Here is a 17358-nt window from a genome sequence, read left to right on the forward strand (position 1 = left end):
TATTGTAAGAATTGGAACTTTTTCATGTTACTGCTCCCCGTTTTTAAAAGTCAACTATTGATACAAATTTGTTCTTTCTCTTTATGTTGTTTTTTATCTATTGCAAACGAATAATAAGATAATGCCAATGCTATTATAACCATCACTCCACCAATCCAGCTTAGATTTAAAGTTGATGTGTATTTAATTACCATTCCTCCTATACCAGCTGCTATGGACATACCAATATTCATCACCGTTATATTAAAGCTCAACAAAATTTCTGAGGTCTGTGGTTTCAATGAAATCATATAAACATGCATTGCAGGTGTTGTTGTCCAAGTAGCTAACGCCCAAATTATAATGATAAGCAAAATAGCAATTGTTGAGTTTAAAAATGGCCTCATTAAAAATAAAGATATGGCATTAACGATTAAACTACAGGTAATGACTTTAACCGATCCCCAATTGTCTGCCATTACTCCACCAACTTGAGTACCTATAAAAGCAAAAATACCCAATGAAAATAATGATATACTAATCAACTCAATTGTAAAATTTGCCCCCTGACTCAAGATTGGCGAAATATATGCAAAGACCAAGGTATATCCCAATATCCAAAATACAGTTGTTAAAAGTCCTGCTATAACCTTCTTGTCTTTTATTACCAATAATTGTTTTTTCAGTGGAATTGAGTTTTCTGCTTCTAATTTGGGAACTAACCTGTTTAACAAGAGCAAATTTATAAGCGTTAATCCTCCAATAATGAGATAAATATAATGCCAGTCTATATACGCAGCAGTTAGAGTCCCAATAGGTACCCCAAATGCTAGTGATATAGTAAAACCTGTAGTAACTGTGGCCATCGCTTTACCTTTTTTGTCAGGAGATGCTAGGTGAGCAGCATAGTTTGTTGCGACAACCGTGAACAATCCGCCACTCATCGCCAATATAATCCGTGATAGCATCGCCAGAATAAAGTTGGAACTTAAAAATGCAATTAGATTTCCAATGAAAAAGATGAACAAAGAAATTGAAAGAACCTTTTTTCTATCCCATTTAGCTGTTAATAACACTAAAAAGAACGCTCCTAATGCATAGAAAATGGAATATATTGAAATTAATTGTCCTGCCGCTGATATTGAAACATCTAAATCTTTAGCAATAATTTCTAGAACACCAGAAACAACAAATTCTGCGGTTCCAGTTAAGAATGCCCCTAACGCTAAAAGATATATCATTAATTTATTCATAAATTCATCTCCCACTAATTTCTTTTTCTTTCCCTAGTTTAAAACACATGTTATCATGAGTAAAATTGATATTTTTAATATAGGAGATGAGTAAAAACTCATGACAATTGCGCGTTTCGAAGTTTTTTCTAAAGTTGTCGAGCTTAGCAGTTTTACGAAAGCAGCCAAAGCCCTGCACATAACACAGTCGGCTGTCAGCCATGCCATCGCTAGTCTTGAAAGTGAATGGGCAGTTAATCTTTTAATCAGAGAAAAAGGAAAAGATTTAGCTCTTACTGAAATTGGAACTAAAATTTTAATTCAGGTCCGTGAAATTTTAAACAGAATGGAACATATTAATCAGGAAATAGCCTTACAAGCGAATTTAGAAATAGGAACGATTCGCATTGGAAGTTTTACAAGTGCATCAGCATGTCTTTTACCGAAAATCATTTCAAAGTTTCATAGGAAATATCCCAAAATTGAATTGAAATTATTTGAAGGATCCTATGAAGAAATTATTGAATGGCTTAAAACGGGGGTAATTGATGTCGGATTTATAATTGAACATGATTTAGATTGTGAATTTGATACCGTTCCACTTATTGAAGATACAATAGCTGTAGCATTCCCGGATAACGGAAGATTCTTAGGGAAAGACGTTATTCAAATTGAGGATTTGAATAACGAACCGTTGATTATGCCAAAAGGAATGTATCAATTATATATAGAGGCAATTTTTAAGAAAGCGAAGGTACAGCCTAATGTACGCTTTGAAGTGCAGGATTGTAATACGATTGCAAACATGGTTAATGAAGGTCTTGGGGTTACAGTTGGTTCAGAGCTATTTCTTAAAACTCAGCCAAATATTTACACAAAAAGGTTACAATTAGCAAGTTTAAGGAAAATAGCATTAGCTTGTATGTCAAAACAGGACACACCCCCGGCAGTTCAATCCTTTTTAAAAGTAGCAACCGAGGTTTATAGTCTTTCATAATTTTACTCTAATTTATTATTGGAGATTCACATTACTATAAATGCTTTAATAGGAATCCATTTTGAATGATGACTTGGTTTGATCGGAATTTACGTCTTCCTTTCAAACCAAAATAAGTCCATTTCTAAAAAAGTATTTTAAAAAGTTCTCCAATTTTATATTTTAAAAAAGACATTTAATTTCTGCTATCTTACCTAATCTTATTATAAATTCAGCCCATTTATTTCTGGTTGATCATTCTGCTTATTCCATATAATGACCCGTTTATTAAACAAGAACAATCCTGCATTTCAAGCAGGATTTTTGATCAAACTTTTTTATAAACGTTACGACTTTCCATTCGTTATCAAGACCTAATTACTAAAAAATGTTTAAAATAAACTCCTCTAACATATCTAATATGTTAGAGGAGTTTTTAAATAAATTAATTACAAAACGTTCACTTTTATTGACACTATAACCTTTGCTTTTGTGGTTATTAGCATTCATACTTACAAGTACCTTAGATACCTTTTCCTTAAACAATCTTGGCTCTAAATTCAAAAGGACTACAGTTATTTAATTTCTCTTGAAATTGGTTTCTCATTTAAATTACTATGTTTTATTGAATAAACGAAATATATTATTACTCCAATAGTTATCCAAATGCAGAAGTACAACCATGTTCTTAATGGTAAATTTAACATCAAAAATACACAACTTGCAATTGAAATGATTGGCAATATAGGTACAAATGGTACCCTAAAGCCGCGCTTAAAATTCGGATGAGTTTTGCGAAGGATAATAACTGATACTCCCACCATTGAATACGTTACCAAACCACTAATATTAACTAAATTCGCTAATTCTTTTAAATCAATAAACCCAGCTATAAAAGAACTTCCTATTCCCACCAAGCCTATTGTAAAAGTCGGTTCTCCAGTATTCTTATTAATTTTCGCGAGTGATTTGGGTAACAGTCCATCACGACCCATTGCAAAGAATACTCGTGTTGCTGCATACATAGAAGAGAAAATAACAGCCATAAGACCAATGACAGCTCCTACAGCAATTACACCAGCGACCTTACCTTGTCCTACTACTTCCATTACATAAGCCATTGCTTCAGGTACATTTAATTCTTTATAGGAAACCATCCCTGTCATAACAAGGCACACAACTTCTTGATCTGACTTGTTGTGATTCTTTTTTCAAGTATCGTACCTGAAATAATGAAATCACAACCTTTTTTATAACGTTCACACAAATAGTTCGTTTTACCTATTATTACTCTCTCTTGGCATAAAGGACATTTACCTACCGTACGATCATCTGTGTTTGGGAATTCAAAACAAATGCTAAGGTCCGGCTTTAATCTAATTGCAGCTGTGAATTCTCCTTTTTCCCCACTAAAACCATTAATGAAGTCTGTTACATTATTATTCACTAGTTTTTTAATCTGGCTATCGGATAATTTCTTGCCTTTAATTTTGGCTGGCAACATAAAATCGCATCCGTTTTGATGTTCTGAGCACCCAAAAAACGTTTTGCGGTTTAGAATTTGTCCCTTCTGACACTTTGGACACTGACCTAGCGATAATTCTTCAACTGTAGGCAAACTAAAGCTGATTTCACCGTTAATAAATGCTAGATAAGCAGAAAACTCTTTGCCATTAGATTTAAATCCTTTTATAATGTACGTTTTATTCTCTTCAAACAGTTTTTTAACTTGTGCTGCAGGAATCGCTTTTTCTTTTATTTTTTGGCAAGACAATATTACAGTTCGGGTGATTGCTGCAACCGAAAAATTCCCCCCTATCTAAAATAATTCCATTTCTACAAGGACATTGGCAAACCTCTATTTGTTGCTTCCAGGTCTCTATTAGATTGTACGAAATGGTATCAGGAATTTTTATAATCTCTTGCGTTATTTTTTGTACAAACGCATTTGTATGTAAAATGAAGTCTTCATAACTCATTTCATTCTTTTCAATACGGTATATCATCCCTTCCATTTCAGCTGTGTATTGGATCTTTGACTTGTTGGACAGGAAATTGTTCAATAAAAGCACGACCAATTGGAGTTGTAGTAATTTTCCTTTTTTCAATGGCTATATAGTTCTTCTCATTTAAAGCTGGGATAAAAGTCGCTTCGGTTGCAACGGTTCCAATTCGCTTTCCTTTCATCAGTTCTTTTAAATGTTCGTCATCAATTTTGCGTCCAGCTGTTTCCATGAAAGTCAGAATTGAGCTTTCTGTGTGTAGCGCGGGTTTCTTTGTTTTGGATTCAAGTAACTCAAAATCGCAGATTTGAAGTTCATGTCCTTTCTGCAGAATAGGAATTTTAAATGCTTCCACACTTTCTTCTTCTTTTTCCTCTTGAAATACTTCTAGAAACCCTTTTTCCCTAAGTACACTTTCTTTTGTTTGATAGATATCACCCATCGAGTCAATAAGCGATACGTCTCTTACTAGATACACTGCAGGACTCATGAAATTACCCACAAAGCGTTTTACTACAAGATCATATAGCTGTTTTTCAATGTCTGGACGGTCTCCCCCGTTATATTGTTTTGTTGTCGGAATGATAGCAAAATGGCTTGATACAAGCTCATCATTGAATGTTTTATGTTTTGTATTAATTGCCTCGATATCTACTAGTTGTACCAATGACGAATAGTGACTCGTTGCTAATGAGTGCATAACACCTTTCACACGCTCTACTTGTTCTGTAGGTAAATGCCTAGAAGAAGAATGTGGATAGGTAATAAATCCTTCTTCATACAAGTTCTGAATATGTTTTCTTGCGGTTTCTGCATTAATCTGCAGATGAGCATGAGCATCTTTGTATAAATCCGTTAAGTTATATAATAATTTAGGGTTCTTCTTTCGATTTCCTTCTTTAAATTCTTCCACCACGAGATATTGACCTTTCAAGTTTTCTCCCAAACTTCTTAATGGCGATGGGTTTAACACCTGGTTTTCTGTTTTCATAACCGGAGTAAGTCCTAAATCTGTTACTAGTTGCAGATGATAATAAGATTGCTCTCTATAATTTTCAATCGCTACCTCACGTTGTCGTATCTCATTTAATAAACACATCTGTACACGTCCAGAGGATAGCAAGAACTTATTCTGTGCTAATTTCGTTGTACATCCCCTCGTTATGTTCATACCTAATAGATAGTCCAAGTACTGTCTTGCTTTAGCAGAATACGCCAGTCCATCGTATTTTGATGCGCTTTCTAATCGATTGAGAGCTACCTCTAGTTCTGCCGCTTCATAAGAGGATTTATATACACGAGATTGCTTTTTATTCACTCCTGCATATTCGTATACTTCCCTATAGATTAACTCTCCTTCGCGGTCCGCGTCACATATGTTAACCGCATGGTCAACATCATGTCGTTGCAGCAGTTTAACAAGTATTTGTAATTGTTCAGCATTTTCTTGTTTCACCTTATAAGCTGACTGATAAATTAAAGGTAAATGCTCTAACATAAACTTCGGTGTTATCTGTAATCTTATGGTGTTCATAGTACAATAACATGAGGTTTGATAACGCCCTTCTGTCTTCGTTTTGTCCCCAAGTAAAAAAGTTCTTTACTAATAATTATTGAAATTCTATATTTCCTGACTAAATAAAGAATTTTTTTACTCATTATTTCAAGAGAAAATTAGGTCTAAAGTTTAACTTGAGTAAAGAACTTTTTTCTTTTGGATTTTTATGCTTCATATTTTTTTAACAATTACAATACCTGACATAAAAAGTACCTTCATCTATAAAAGAGTATTCTTTTACCTGTAAGTTGTAAAACGTACCTTATGGCTTACGAAATATTAATGATAAATAATTTTCCCAGCCCAAAATAACCTAAAATATCGAATCTTCCTTTATATACTTTTATCTATTTTAACGAATTCCCCAAAAGAATTCTCCTTCCTCAAGCGTGTAAAGGGCGTAGCCCAACGGTAGGTGGGAGATGAATTTCGGTTTGGCATAGCCAAAAACTTTTGATAAACTAGCTATATGAAGTTCTTTGATAACTTGATATATGAGGTTGCAGGAAGAAAATAGAGTGCGAAAACCAAGCCATTCGGTTCCTGCGTAAAATATCAACCGTACCAAAAGAGCGTCCAAGCGTTGGACATCTAGGGGTGGAACACCCCGAAGTAACGCTCAGGGAGACGAAAGGGTACTTTCGTCGTGGAACTGAGAAGCTCCCACTTCAAGCTTTGCTAAGTGGCGAGTAGTTCACATAAGATAATATCAACTTCGATGTATTTATTACTACTCCTTTATGAATCAGTATCTTTTTATATAATTACATTTTTAGAATCCTGTTTTCTTATATAGTAAAAAACAAAGCAATCGCTGGACACGATCGCTTTGTTTTTTCTATTCATATCGTAGTGCTTGAATTGGGTCAAGTTTAGACGCTTTATTCGCCGGAAATACACCGAATACAACTCCAACTAATAAAGAGAAAACAAATGATAACAGCATAACCGGTATAGAGTACGCTATTGTTGTACCTGTGGCTAGTGTAAATATTTGAGCACTGATTACCCCAATCCCTATTCCAATTATTCCACCGAACGAACTTAACACAACTGCTTCGATAAGGAATTGAAGCAGAATATTTTTACGCTTTGCTCCAATTGCTTTTCTAATGCCTATTTCTTTCGTACGTTCTGAAACTGATACGAGCATAATATTCATGATACCAATCCCGCCTACGATAAGAGAGATTGCTGCACTTCCGCCTAGCATTAATGTCATAGTATCATTGACTGATGACGCAGTTTCCATTAAATCTTTTGGACTTGATACACTATAACTATCAGTATCACCTAAGATTGAATGCATCGTTCTTTCAATGCGGGTCGATATGAAATTAATCATATCTTCATTTTTCACCTTCACATATGTTGTCCCAACATTCGTAGTAGCAGCTAAACGCTGTCCGGTGCTAAGAGGGACAATAATTGTACTATCTCCGCTTGTTCCTAATGAACTTCCCACTGATTCAAGAACCCCAACAACTTTATAGGATGTTCCGTTCACTTTTACTGATTTACCGACCGGGTCTCCTAAACCGAATAATGTTTGTGCTGTGTCTGAACCAAGTACTGCAATTTTTGAATGATTCCCCTGATCTAAGTCTGCAATGAAACGACCAGATTGCAGCTTTAAATCGCGGACCTCTAAGTAAGAAGAAGTTGTTCCAATCATTGATACTTGTGTATTCGTTTTTTCATGTTTCACTGTTACTCTTCCTGACACTGTTGGTGCAATTGCTTTAATACCATCGATATCCTGAATTTGTTTTGCGTCCGTTTCTTTAAATGTAGCATCTGAATCCGTAACTGTTACAGTCAATACATTTGTACCTAAGCTGCCAATTTGATCTTGTACCTCTTTTGTCGATCCTTGTCCTATCGCAACCATGACTATAACAGAGGATACACCGATAATAATCCCTAGCATCGTTAAGAATGCTCTAACTTTATTTGCTCTAATGCTTTTCAGTGCCATTTTGAGTGTCTGCAAACCATTCACCTCCATTCTCATAGAGCTGTCCATCGTGAATCCGAACGACACGGCTTGCTTTCTTTGCAACATCTAAATCATGCGTAATAAGAATAATGGTATGCCCTTGCTCATTTAATGAATTCATAATTCCTAATATTTCTTTACTCGTTTTACTATCAAGTGCTCCAGTCGGTTCATCTGCTAGTAGAATAGGAGGCTGTCCAGCCAACGCACGTGCTATTGCAACACGTTGCTGTTGCCCACCCGACAATTGAGAAGGCAAATGATTCGCTCTATCTGCCAATCCTACTTTTCGTAATGCTTCTAATGCCGTTTCTCTTCGTTCTCCCGCTTTCATGCCTCGGTAAATGAGTGGAAGCTCGACATTCTCAACTGCTGTAAGCTTCGCTATAAGGTTGAAATTTTGAAAAATGAAACCGATTTTTTCATTTCGAATAGTTGCAAGTTGAGAGCTTTTCATTTTCCCTATCTCTTCATTATCTAGTAAGTATTCACCTGAATCCGGTCGATCTAAGCATCCGATCATGTTCATAAATGTTGATTTTCCAGAGCCTGATGGTCCTATGATAGAGATAAAATCCCCCTTTTGAATATCGAGGGAAACACTTTTTAGAGCCATTACTGTTTCGCCGCCAAGTTCGTAGACTTTCTTCATGTTCTTTATTTGAATAATTGGCTCTACCATAATATTAACGCCCTCCTTGTCCGCCGCCAGCTGGAGCTCCGCCGTTAGATCTTCCTCCAAACTCACCACCAGGTCTTCCTTGGAAATTGCCGCCACCAAATCCCTCTTGAGAGTTTCCGCCAGGCATCATCATAGGTCCTTGAGAAGAATTCCCTTTAGATTGAATTCTCGGTATTTGCACCGTATCTCCTTTTGCTAACCCTTTTGTAATTTCTACATGCGTATCATTTGAAATACCAGTTTCTACTGTCACTTTTTTTGTTGACTGTGTCGCATCGTCTGAAGATGTAGGAACTAGTACATATTTTTCATTTCCGTTTGTATGCACCGCTTCTACTGGAACGTATAATGCGTCTTCTTTACTTTCTATTGAGATACTTGCCTCAGTCGACATACCAATTTTCATATTTTTCGGATCTTCAATTTGTACAGTTACGTCAAATGTAGAAACGCCTTTTTCAGCTGTTCCTTTTGTTGCTACATTTGTTACCTTTCCGCTAAATGTTTCCTCTCCGAATGCACTTGCTGTTATTGTTACCGCTTGACCTTCTTTTACTTTCGGTACATCTAATTCATCAACACTAAGCGTTGTTTGCAAAGCGTTGTAATTTGTTATGTGTGCAATTGGATCCGCAGCCTGTACAGAATCACCGCTTGCAACAGAAAGACTTGTAATTGTCCCAGTTACTGGAACTTGCAAAATACTTCCATCTGTAAAGGTTACGAGTGTTGCACCTGCCTCTACAACATCACCTTCCTTCACACTAACACTATCAGCTGTCAAGCCACTTCCACCACTTGCTTTATCCGAACCTGCACTATTATTCCCTCTCGTTACAGGTGATGTATATCCATTTGCATCTTCCATACGAAGAAGAATTGTTCCTTGTGACGCTTTGCCGCCTTTTTTCGCACTAACTGATTTAATTTCCCCATCATATGGAGCCGTAACAACAGCACCATTTTTAAATATTACAAGTGTGTCACCTTTTTTTACTGTATCTCCAGCCGCTACACTTATACTATCCACAATAAGGATTGTATCTTTCGCTGTTACATCTTGATCTGTATTTGCTGTAACCGAACCCGATCCACTAACTGCTACTTCCAGTTTCCCTTGTTGCACTGTCGTTGTTTGAGATGCAGCCACAACACCTTGTGTTTTATCTGTTTTATGTAAAAAGAACCAAGTGCTTGCTCCTCCTATTACAACAATAATGGTTGAAATGATAATCCACTTTTTCAAAATTCTATTCTCCTTCCCATTGTTGAGTTTGCCCCGATTGTTCTTGCCCCGGCTGGAATTGACCATTACCATTACCCGGGAACATCTTATCGCGCCCTCTTGAGCCCATCTCTGAAAAATCCGGACTTTTACTTTGTTTGTAAGCTACATAGCCTACTCCGATAGCTGCACACGCACTAATCCCTAAATTTACTATGAGTAAAATTTGTATTAACTTTTGTTTCGTTTGTTCCATTTTTTATTCCACCTCGTATATTTTTTGATAAGCCCATTGTGACTTTCATTCCTTAACTTTTTCTTAAAAGTTCAACCTTACATGTAAAATCTCTTACGAAAGTTTTTTGCAATAAAAAAACAAAAAATTAGCCACACGATTTCACTGCAAAAGTTTATATAGTTCTTGCCAATTCCATATGTTACATCTATATAATAATAGAAAACAATTCATTTCATTACATCGCATCTTAATTCACTTGTTTAGTGTGGGAAGTATGAAACACCCAATACCTCGATCCTACATAGTTTATTAAGCTACCAATCAAAGTTGCAGTCACTTTAGAGACAATCAACGACTGCTCCAAGGTATCATACATACTTCTTAGTATTAGAGATACTACAATAAGACTTAAAAGATTAACACACATAAATTTAAATGCTGCAACTTGACTTCTTTTTTGTTCAAATGTCCAAACCCTATTCAGTAAGTAACTGTTAGCTACACCACAACAATAGGAGACTGATTGCGCCAGTAATATGGGCACGTCCCCCATGACAAGTAATGAAAAGATTACTATATCTATGCCCGTATTCAGTATACCTACTATTAAAAACTTAAAAATTCGTATTAAGTCTTTATTCATACGCTGTCTCATGTTGGATCGCTAATTTTTCACTTTCCTGTTCCCCATAAAATTCTCGAACAATATATAAAGGTCGCCCTTTTGTTTCATCATAAATTCGCCCAATATATTCACCGATAACGCCTAACATAAATAGCATAAACCCATTAAAAATTAACATAATACTAATGATGGAAGGCCACCCTTTCATAGTTACTTCAGTAAATAAAGTAAGATATAGCACATATATAAAGTATAGAAAGCCTGAGCTAGAAAGAAGTAAACCTGAATAAATTGCTAACTTCAAAGGTTTATAAGAGAAAGACAGAATCCCATCTAGGCATAGCTTTACCATTCGTTTAAGGGGATACTTGGTTTCACCTGCTACTCTTTCATCTCGAACATATTCAATTGCTATTTGACGAAATCCGATCCAACTAACTAATCCTCTAACAAATCTATTATTTTCGTTTATCTTTCTCATTTCTTTACATACCTTTTGATCCATAAGGCGAAAATCTCCCGTATCTACTGGTATATCAATATCTGTGGAGGCGCGAAGCACGCGATAAAACGTGCTTGCTGACCACTTTTTAAACCATGTTTCACCCTTACGCTTCATTCGTTTTGCGTAGACTACTTCATACCCCTCTTTCCATTTTTCAATCATTTGTAAAATTAGCTCTGGTGGGTCTTGCAAATCAGCATCAATAATGATAACTGCATCCCCATTTGCATAATCCATACCAGCTGTAATTGCAATTTGGTGACCAAAATTCCGTGAAAAATCGATGAGTTTCACTGTCTTATCACCTATCATAAATTGCTTTATAATATCCGCACATTTGTCTTGGCTTCCATCGTTAATAAATAGTAATTCATACGTACCATTTGCATCTTTCATGACCCTTTTCAATCTTCGATACGTTTCTTCAATAACAGCTTCTTCGTTATACATGGGGATGATTATTGAATAACATATATTGCTTTCCACTCTAACCACTCCTTTACAAAGTTATTTTATATAAAGTATTTGAGCGCCCAGGACCACCCATATTCATACCTTCTTTTCCACCATTTTGTTTTGTCTTCCACTCATCAGAAGGTATTTTCTCACCATTTTCTTGAATCCATTTCGTTACTTCAGAACTCCCGCCCCTCATTCCTTCATTTGAAATGAGGAAGTACTTTACTTTCCCGCTTACTACCAACTCTTTTAATTTTTCAACAGAATACACTGGATCAGAACCAGAAAATCCACCCATCGTTATTACAGATTCTCCTTCATCTATAATGTAAGGAGCTGCGGTTTGATAACTTGTTGTAGCAAATAAGTATTGTTCACCAGTATTGTTTTTCTTTAAATATGAAAAAGTTTTATCATCTAAACTCTCGTTATCCATACCTCCTGGCTTGCTTCCTGGTAATCCTGAAGATTTTCTACTAGGGTTTGGAATTTGCATGTGATCTTCTGGTGAAGCATAATCTTTTTCAATATATTCTCGTTCAGTTGGAAGTCCGTTATCACCCGGTCCTCCTTGTCCAGAAAATCCAGGCATTGCTCCTGGAAAAGCCCCTTTACCATCATCTGAACTTGGGCCCGCTTGTGGGAGCATACTATTTCCACCATATGTAATCGGCGTAGCAGCCCAATACAATGGTCCGATTAATAATATAAGTAATCCTGCAATATGCAGCGTAAAAGGCAATACAATCTTCTTACCCTTGAACAAAACAAGTACGAAAGTCATGATAATTCCGGCTACTGCTATACAAAGTGGCCACTCAGCTCCAATGACATCACTGTAAGGATGCATTATATACCATTGGAAACCTGCTGTTCCTACAACTGCAATTGGCAATAACCAAGACTTCCAACCAGTATTATTTTTATAATCCTCAAAAAGCTGTGCCGAACCAGCTCCAAATAGAGCTGCAATAGGAGCCGCAAGCATTATTAAATAATAGTGATGGAAAAATCCAGCAATACTGAAAAATACCATAACTGGAATTAACCATGCGAGCCAAAAGACAGCTTCTTTATGTTTTAAGGTTATATTATTTCTTCTTACACTAGCCAATAAACTAATACTAGCAATAGCAATAAACGGTAACAGCCAACTAGCCTGACCGGATAATTCAGACTGGAATAGACGGAACGGCCCTTTTTCTCCAGTTCCAAACATACCGCCTGCCATGCCACCTGGACCACCATTTTTACCTGTCGGTGGACCATCCCCTTTGTTTATTTGGAATCCTTGACCATTATCACCATTTCCTTGTGGTAAATTAGCTCCATTTTGATGATTATCTTTCTGCACTACTTTATTGTTACCTTGAGGTGGTTGAGATTGATCATTTGCATTAGGCATTCCTTTATCTGCTGGAACTTCCTGTTTGCCATTCTCAGCGCCATCATTTGGCATTCCCCACATATTATTTTGAGGCGATTGTTGATGTTCCTTCGCACCAGGTACTCCCTGATTCCCAGTAAGACGTGATATGCCATTGTAACCAAATGCTAATTCTAAAACTGAATTTGTTTCACTACTTCCGATATACGGACGTTTATTTTCAGGAATACTGTCTACAATTACCGCCCAAGAAAGAGAAATAACGAGCATGATAGCTGTGGCCCCAGTAAGGAAACCAATCTTTTTTTTCCAGTTTATTTTCGCAGATAAAAGATAAAAGAGATAAAAAGCGGGCAGTATCATATATGCCTGTAGCATCTTCATATTAAAAGCTATCCCAATTACCGCGAAAGATCCTAAAAGACTCCAAACACTTTCACGCTTCACACTTTTAAACAAGAGCCAAGTAGCTAACAAAAGAGTAAATACAAGCATGCTATCAATATTATTTGTTCGGCTCACTGCAGCTGCAATTGGTGTGCATGCAAAGGCTAAGGCACTAAGACGTGCAGCAACTACACCAAAAGAAGGTTTAATTAAAAAATAAATCAACAATACGGATCCTATCCCAGCCAATGCTTGCGGTAAAATTACACTCCAACCGTGCAACCCCAAAATATAGGCACTAATCGTTTGAATCCAAAATGCAACAGGTGGTTTATCTACCGTTACTGACCCGGCTGAATCAAGGGAACCAAAAAAGAAATTATGAAAGTTTTGCAGCATACTTGCTACTGCAGTCGTATAATAAGTATTCACATAGTGATCCGTCCAAATATTATAGCCATTTAAAAAAAGTGCTAACAAGATTATGAATATTAGAGGAACATCAAATCGTTTTTTCAATTGTAAAAACATAGAATTACAACTCCTTAATCATTTTATAAAGTTAACTAGGCCCTGAATGTATTATCTTTCTTCTATCTGAAGTGGACTTGAAAATAAGCTGAAAGTTTCCTGAATACATGAAATATCTTTCGTATTAAAAGAGAAAATGACAAAAAAATAAAAAACTACCAGGTATTTGAATGACTTTCAGCAAATTTTAAGCATAATCGTAGATACTAACAATAATGAAGAAAAAGGAGGCATAGAACATGAACTCTCTTAAAGGGGTTAAAATATTAATAGTAGATGATGAACCCCATATTTTACAGTTTTTAGAGATCGGGTTAATGAACGAAGGGTATGTAGTAAAAAAAGCGACAGATGGAATAAGTGCCATTAACTTAGTACAAGAATTTCAGCCTCATATAGCCATCTTAGATGTAATGATGCCTGGTACAGATGGGTTTGAAGTATGTCGAATGATTAAAAAAAGTGGCGCTCTTACTTCCGTAATTATGCTTACTGCAAAAGACGAAGTAGATGATCGAGTGAAAGGATTAACATTAGGTGCAGACGATTATGTAATTAAACCTTTCAGTTTTGATGAATTACTTGCTCGTATACACGCACGTCTTCGTAATCAGTTTCCTAATTTATTCAACGAGATTATTTATGGTCCTTTTAAAGTGGATGACCGTAGAAAAGAACTGCGATTTAAAGATGATATTTTGGAACTTTCTCCTACTGAATACGAGCTACTTAAATATATTGTAATTAACCACGGGATTGTACTAAGTAAAGGTGTGATACTTGATAAAGTATGGGGATATGATTTTCAAGGTGATGAAAATATTGTGGAAGTGTATATTCGTTCACTCAGGGAAAAATTAAAAGATAAAGAACACCGACTCATTCGCACAATTAGGGGAGCGGGGTATCGTGTGGATTTACCATGATTAAAAGAATCCAGTTCTTAAAAAACAAAAGGCTACTGCCTCACTCCCTACGAAAGCAACTTTTAACTCGAACATTATTTATTTTATCTCTTATTCTTTTGAGTATTGGTCTTTTACAATTTTGGGTAATGAAAGACTTCCTGTATAAAAATGAAGCCGAGACATTACGAGCGAAGATGATGTCGTTACCACCAGAAATAGATTTACTTCCTTTTAACTCGGAAAATAATGGAAAAAAACATCCTGATCCTAATCGACCAAGATTTCTGTTTTCACAAGATATTTCACTTGCAATTATCGGACCAGCTAGTGGTTATAAGGACTTCGCAGAGAGTACTGGAATGTCCTCTCCAAAGTTATCAAGCAAAGAGTATGCAAAAATATTAGAACAGTTCTCGAATCGTAAACAAGTAACCTATAAAGTAGTACGTAATAAAGAAGGGATTGAACAATTAATTGTTTTTAAACCTATTCGGAGTCTTCCAAACGGTTCCGATGGAGATTTTAATCAAGTTCCTAATCAAATTCTTCAAATTGGAACAGATACTGCTCCTTTACGTGATGTTCTATTTCAGCAATTACTAACATTCGTTGTTCTATCTGTACTAGCTCTACTTATCGGTTTAGCGCTATATTTACCAGTTCTAAAAAACACATTGATTCCTCTTTCTAACATTGTAAATGCAGTAAAAAATACGAATGCGGATAATTTGGCTGATCGACTACCTACACACCAAGGACAAGAAGAAGTTGATCAATTAGCTTTAGCATATAATAACATGTTGAAGCGATTAGAGGCATCCTTTCAATATGAAAGAGAAACAAAAGAGAAAATGAAACGTTTCATTGCCGATGCTTCTCATGAACTAAGAACACCACTTACATCTATTCATGGTTTCTTAGAAGTATTATTACGAGGCGCAGCTGATCGTCCTGAACAGCTTTATAATGCTTTAAACAGTATGCACGGCGAATCAAAACGCATTATAAAGTTAGTAGAAGATTTATTTTTTCTTGCAAAAATGGATCGTGAGCCTGGACTACATTTATCGGAAACCAATCTCACCAAACTTATCTGGCAGATGAAACCACAATTAAGCGTTTTAGGTGGACATCGACAGATATCATATGATCTAACAGAAGGAGTAAAAGGTACTTATGATGCTGATAAAATCAAACAAATTATTTTAAACCTATTTCATAATGCCGTCCAACATACTGATTCTACTACAGGCAAAATAACAATTTCTTTAATGGTCTTAGAAAATCAAGTAGAAATATCCCTAAAGGACAATGGATCAGGCATAAAATTAGAAAACCTTCCTTATGTATTCGATCGTTTTTATAGAATTGATGATTCCAGAACAAGACAGCATGGTGGATCTGGTCTAGGGCTTGCAATTACTCAGACTATTACTCAAGCACATGGAGGAACAGTATCTGTAAAAAGTAAGTTTGGAGAAGGAACGACTTTTTATGTGTATCTACCGATAATTTCGCCATCACTAAAACAGTAATAAACAGGGGAGAAATGTAATTCTCCCTTGTTTATTACTGACATGTATTCTTTTACTTTTTACAATTTAAAAGCAAAGGATTATACATATGACTCATTCAAGTACTCTGAAACTTATTCATATTGTAGAAATATCCATTTTAAGATAATGATACGCTTCAAAATCTTCATTTGTATAGAGTAACTTTTAGTAATCTCAGTGCTCCTTTTGCCATAAGCATGTTTTTCCTATATCGATAGACGCAATTATGCCTTTTATTGTTTATATTTCTCTTCTAAATTTCATTGCAAATTCCCTGGGACTGTCCGCAAAAGGATGTATTTTGTTCTCCAGATATTTCAATCCTAACCTCTCCATATTCTTTGGGTTCTGTTGCAAAGTTTGAAAAAAGCATAAACAGGTTGGTAAATGAGGAACAATGTTTAGGGAGTAGCTAGTAATTGTTGAAGTTCATTGCACGTTGAAAAGGCGGAGTCTCTTTGAAGACTTCGCCTTTGTTTATATAGGGCATGAATGGTCTCGATACCTTTTATCGTACGTGAAGCATGACGAAGATTTTGAAATCCTGCGGATTTAGCAAAACGTCTCTTTACATGCCTATGATCCTGTTCAATAAGATTGTTTAAATGTTTGATTGTACAATGGATTGTAGTTTGATAAAATCTTTGTTTTCTTAATTTGTTAAATGCGCAAAGTAATGCTGGCGCTTTGTCTGTAGTGAGAACCGTTGGTTCTCCAAAATGCTTTACTAATTTTTTCATGAAGGCATAGGCAGCCTAATGATCCCGTTTTTTACGAAGTTGAATATCCAATGTATGTCCATCTTTATCAATTGCACGATAGAGATAACACCATTCTCCCTTAACTTTGATATAAGTCTCATCCAAATGCCAAGATAAGTGTGCAGATTTATTTTTCGCTTTCCAAATTTGATAGATGAGGCTTCCATATTCATGAACCCATCGCATGATGGTTGTTGGGTGAACTGAAATACCACGTTCTTTCAGGATTTCAGATACATCGCGATAACTTAAAGAAAAACAGCAGCAGTAGCCGACAGCTACTAAAATAATATCTTTCTTGAATTGTTTTCCTTTAAAATATCTCATGTCTGATTCTCCTAAATCCT

At 35.9% G+C, this 17358-nt stretch carries 11 protein-coding genes and 3 pseudogenes; 3 read left to right on the top strand and 11 right to left on the bottom strand.

Going from position 1 to position 17358, the window contains the following annotated elements:
* Nucleotides 1-50: 50 nt before the first annotated feature.
* Entirely contained in the window at nucleotides 51-1232 is a 1182-nt protein-coding gene (locus JFU54_RS00560; protein ID WP_078205158.1) for an MFS transporter, read from the bottom strand.
* A gap of 100 nt (nucleotides 1233-1332) precedes the next feature.
* Here JFU54_RS00560 and JFU54_RS00565 point away from each other — a divergent pair, with 100 nt between their 5' ends.
* Nucleotides 1333-2208: a LysR family transcriptional regulator gene (locus JFU54_RS00565; RefSeq protein ID WP_078205159.1), complete on the top strand. Its 876-nt coding sequence runs from the start codon at nucleotides 1333-1335 to the stop codon at nucleotides 2206-2208.
* 554 nt (nucleotides 2209-2762) lie between these two features.
* On the opposite strand, the pseudogene JFU54_RS00570 reads toward JFU54_RS00565, so the two are convergent.
* The 9 genes and pseudogenes from JFU54_RS00570 to JFU54_RS00615 form a co-directional block, all read right to left on the bottom strand.
* Nucleotides 2763-3368: pseudogene (locus JFU54_RS00570) on the bottom strand (APC family permease); the annotation flags it as partial.
* A pseudogene (locus JFU54_RS29355) lies at nucleotides 3350-5691 on the bottom strand (type IA DNA topoisomerase); the annotation flags it as partial. The pseudogenes JFU54_RS29355 and JFU54_RS00570, both read right to left, overlap by 19 nt.
* A gap of 895 nt (nucleotides 5692-6586) precedes the next feature.
* On the bottom strand, nucleotides 6587-7726 hold the full coding sequence (locus JFU54_RS00585) for an ABC transporter permease (protein ID WP_078205162.1): 1140 nt from the start codon (nucleotides 7724-7726) through the stop codon (nucleotides 6587-6589).
* A complete protein-coding gene (locus JFU54_RS00590) occupies nucleotides 7707-8429 on the bottom strand; it encodes an ABC transporter ATP-binding protein (protein WP_078205163.1) in 723 nt (240 codons plus the stop codon). Before JFU54_RS00590 ends, JFU54_RS00585 begins: the two co-directional genes overlap by 20 nt.
* Nucleotides 8430-8433: 4 nt before the next feature.
* The gene (locus JFU54_RS00595) at nucleotides 8434-9675 is read right to left on the bottom strand and encodes an efflux RND transporter periplasmic adaptor subunit (protein WP_201038182.1); all 1242 of its coding nucleotides are present in this window, start codon (nucleotides 9673-9675) and stop codon (nucleotides 8434-8436) included.
* Nucleotides 9676-9679: 4 nt separating this feature from the next.
* Nucleotides 9680-9910 (bottom strand): hypothetical protein, encoded by a 231-nt coding sequence (locus tag JFU54_RS00600; protein WP_151304135.1) that lies wholly within the window; start codon nucleotides 9908-9910, stop codon nucleotides 9680-9682.
* Nucleotides 9911-10139: 229 nt separating this feature from the next.
* The gene (locus tag JFU54_RS30295) at nucleotides 10140-10547 is read right to left on the bottom strand and encodes a GtrA family protein (protein ID WP_078205166.1); all 408 of its coding nucleotides are present in this window, start codon (nucleotides 10545-10547) and stop codon (nucleotides 10140-10142) included.
* Complete coding sequence (locus tag JFU54_RS00610; protein WP_139359389.1) at nucleotides 10528-11508, bottom strand: glycosyltransferase family 2 protein; 981 nt, start codon at nucleotides 11506-11508, stop codon at nucleotides 10528-10530. The genes JFU54_RS30295 and JFU54_RS00610 overlap by 20 nt, the downstream gene beginning before the upstream one ends.
* 13 nt (nucleotides 11509-11521) lie before the next feature.
* Nucleotides 11522-13786: an ArnT family glycosyltransferase gene (locus tag JFU54_RS00615; RefSeq protein ID WP_201063439.1), complete on the bottom strand. Its 2265-nt coding sequence runs from the start codon at nucleotides 13784-13786 to the stop codon at nucleotides 11522-11524.
* 239 nt (nucleotides 13787-14025) lie between these two features.
* Between JFU54_RS00615 and JFU54_RS00620 the strand changes: the two genes are divergently transcribed.
* Nucleotides 14026-14712 carry a response regulator transcription factor gene (locus JFU54_RS00620; protein ID WP_078205168.1) on the top strand — a complete coding sequence of 229 codons (687 nt, stop codon included), beginning with the start codon at nucleotides 14026-14028 and terminating at the stop codon, nucleotides 14710-14712.
* On the top strand, nucleotides 14709-16229 hold the full coding sequence (locus JFU54_RS00625) for a sensor histidine kinase (protein WP_201063442.1): 1521 nt from the start codon (nucleotides 14709-14711) through the stop codon (nucleotides 16227-16229). The genes JFU54_RS00620 and JFU54_RS00625 overlap by 4 nt, the downstream gene beginning before the upstream one ends.
* A 422-nt stretch (nucleotides 16230-16651) precedes the next feature.
* Here JFU54_RS00625 and JFU54_RS00630 read toward each other — a convergent pair.
* Nucleotides 16652-17338 (bottom strand): annotated as a pseudogene (locus JFU54_RS00630) (IS6 family transposase).
* Nucleotides 17339-17358 lie beyond the last annotated feature (20 nt).

The sequence above is a fragment of the Bacillus sp. TH19 genome (genome assembly GCF_016651075.1).
GTDB classification, from domain to species: Bacteria; Bacillota; Bacilli; order Bacillales; family Bacillaceae_G; genus Bacillus_A; species Bacillus_A mycoides.

Excerpts from the sequence above, each read along its gene's own strand:
- JFU54_RS00560 (WP_078205158.1), bottom strand. The coding sequence starts at position 1,232 with ATGAATAAATTAATGATATATCTTTTAGCGTTAGGGGCATTCTTAACT.
- JFU54_RS00565 (WP_078205159.1), top strand. The coding sequence starts at position 1,333 with ATGACAATTGCGCGTTTCGAAGTTTTTTCTAAAGTTGTCGAGCTTAGC.
- JFU54_RS00585 (WP_078205162.1), bottom strand. The coding sequence starts at position 7,726 with ATGGCACTGAAAAGCATTAGAGCAAATAAAGTTAGAGCATTCTTAACG.
- JFU54_RS00590 (WP_078205163.1), bottom strand. The coding sequence starts at position 8,429 with ATGGTAGAGCCAATTATTCAAATAAAGAACATGAAGAAAGTCTACGAA.
- JFU54_RS00600 (WP_151304135.1), bottom strand. The coding sequence starts at position 9,910 with ATGGAACAAACGAAACAAAAGTTAATACAAATTTTACTCATAGTAAAT.
- JFU54_RS30295 (WP_078205166.1), bottom strand. The coding sequence starts at position 10,547 with ATGAGACAGCGTATGAATAAAGACTTAATACGAATTTTTAAGTTTTTA.
- JFU54_RS00615 (WP_201063439.1), bottom strand. The coding sequence starts at position 13,786 with ATGTTTTTACAATTGAAAAAACGATTTGATGTTCCTCTAATATTCATA.
- JFU54_RS00620 (WP_078205168.1), top strand. The coding sequence starts at position 14,026 with ATGAACTCTCTTAAAGGGGTTAAAATATTAATAGTAGATGATGAACCC.
- JFU54_RS00625 (WP_201063442.1), top strand. The coding sequence starts at position 14,709 with ATGATTAAAAGAATCCAGTTCTTAAAAAACAAAAGGCTACTGCCTCAC.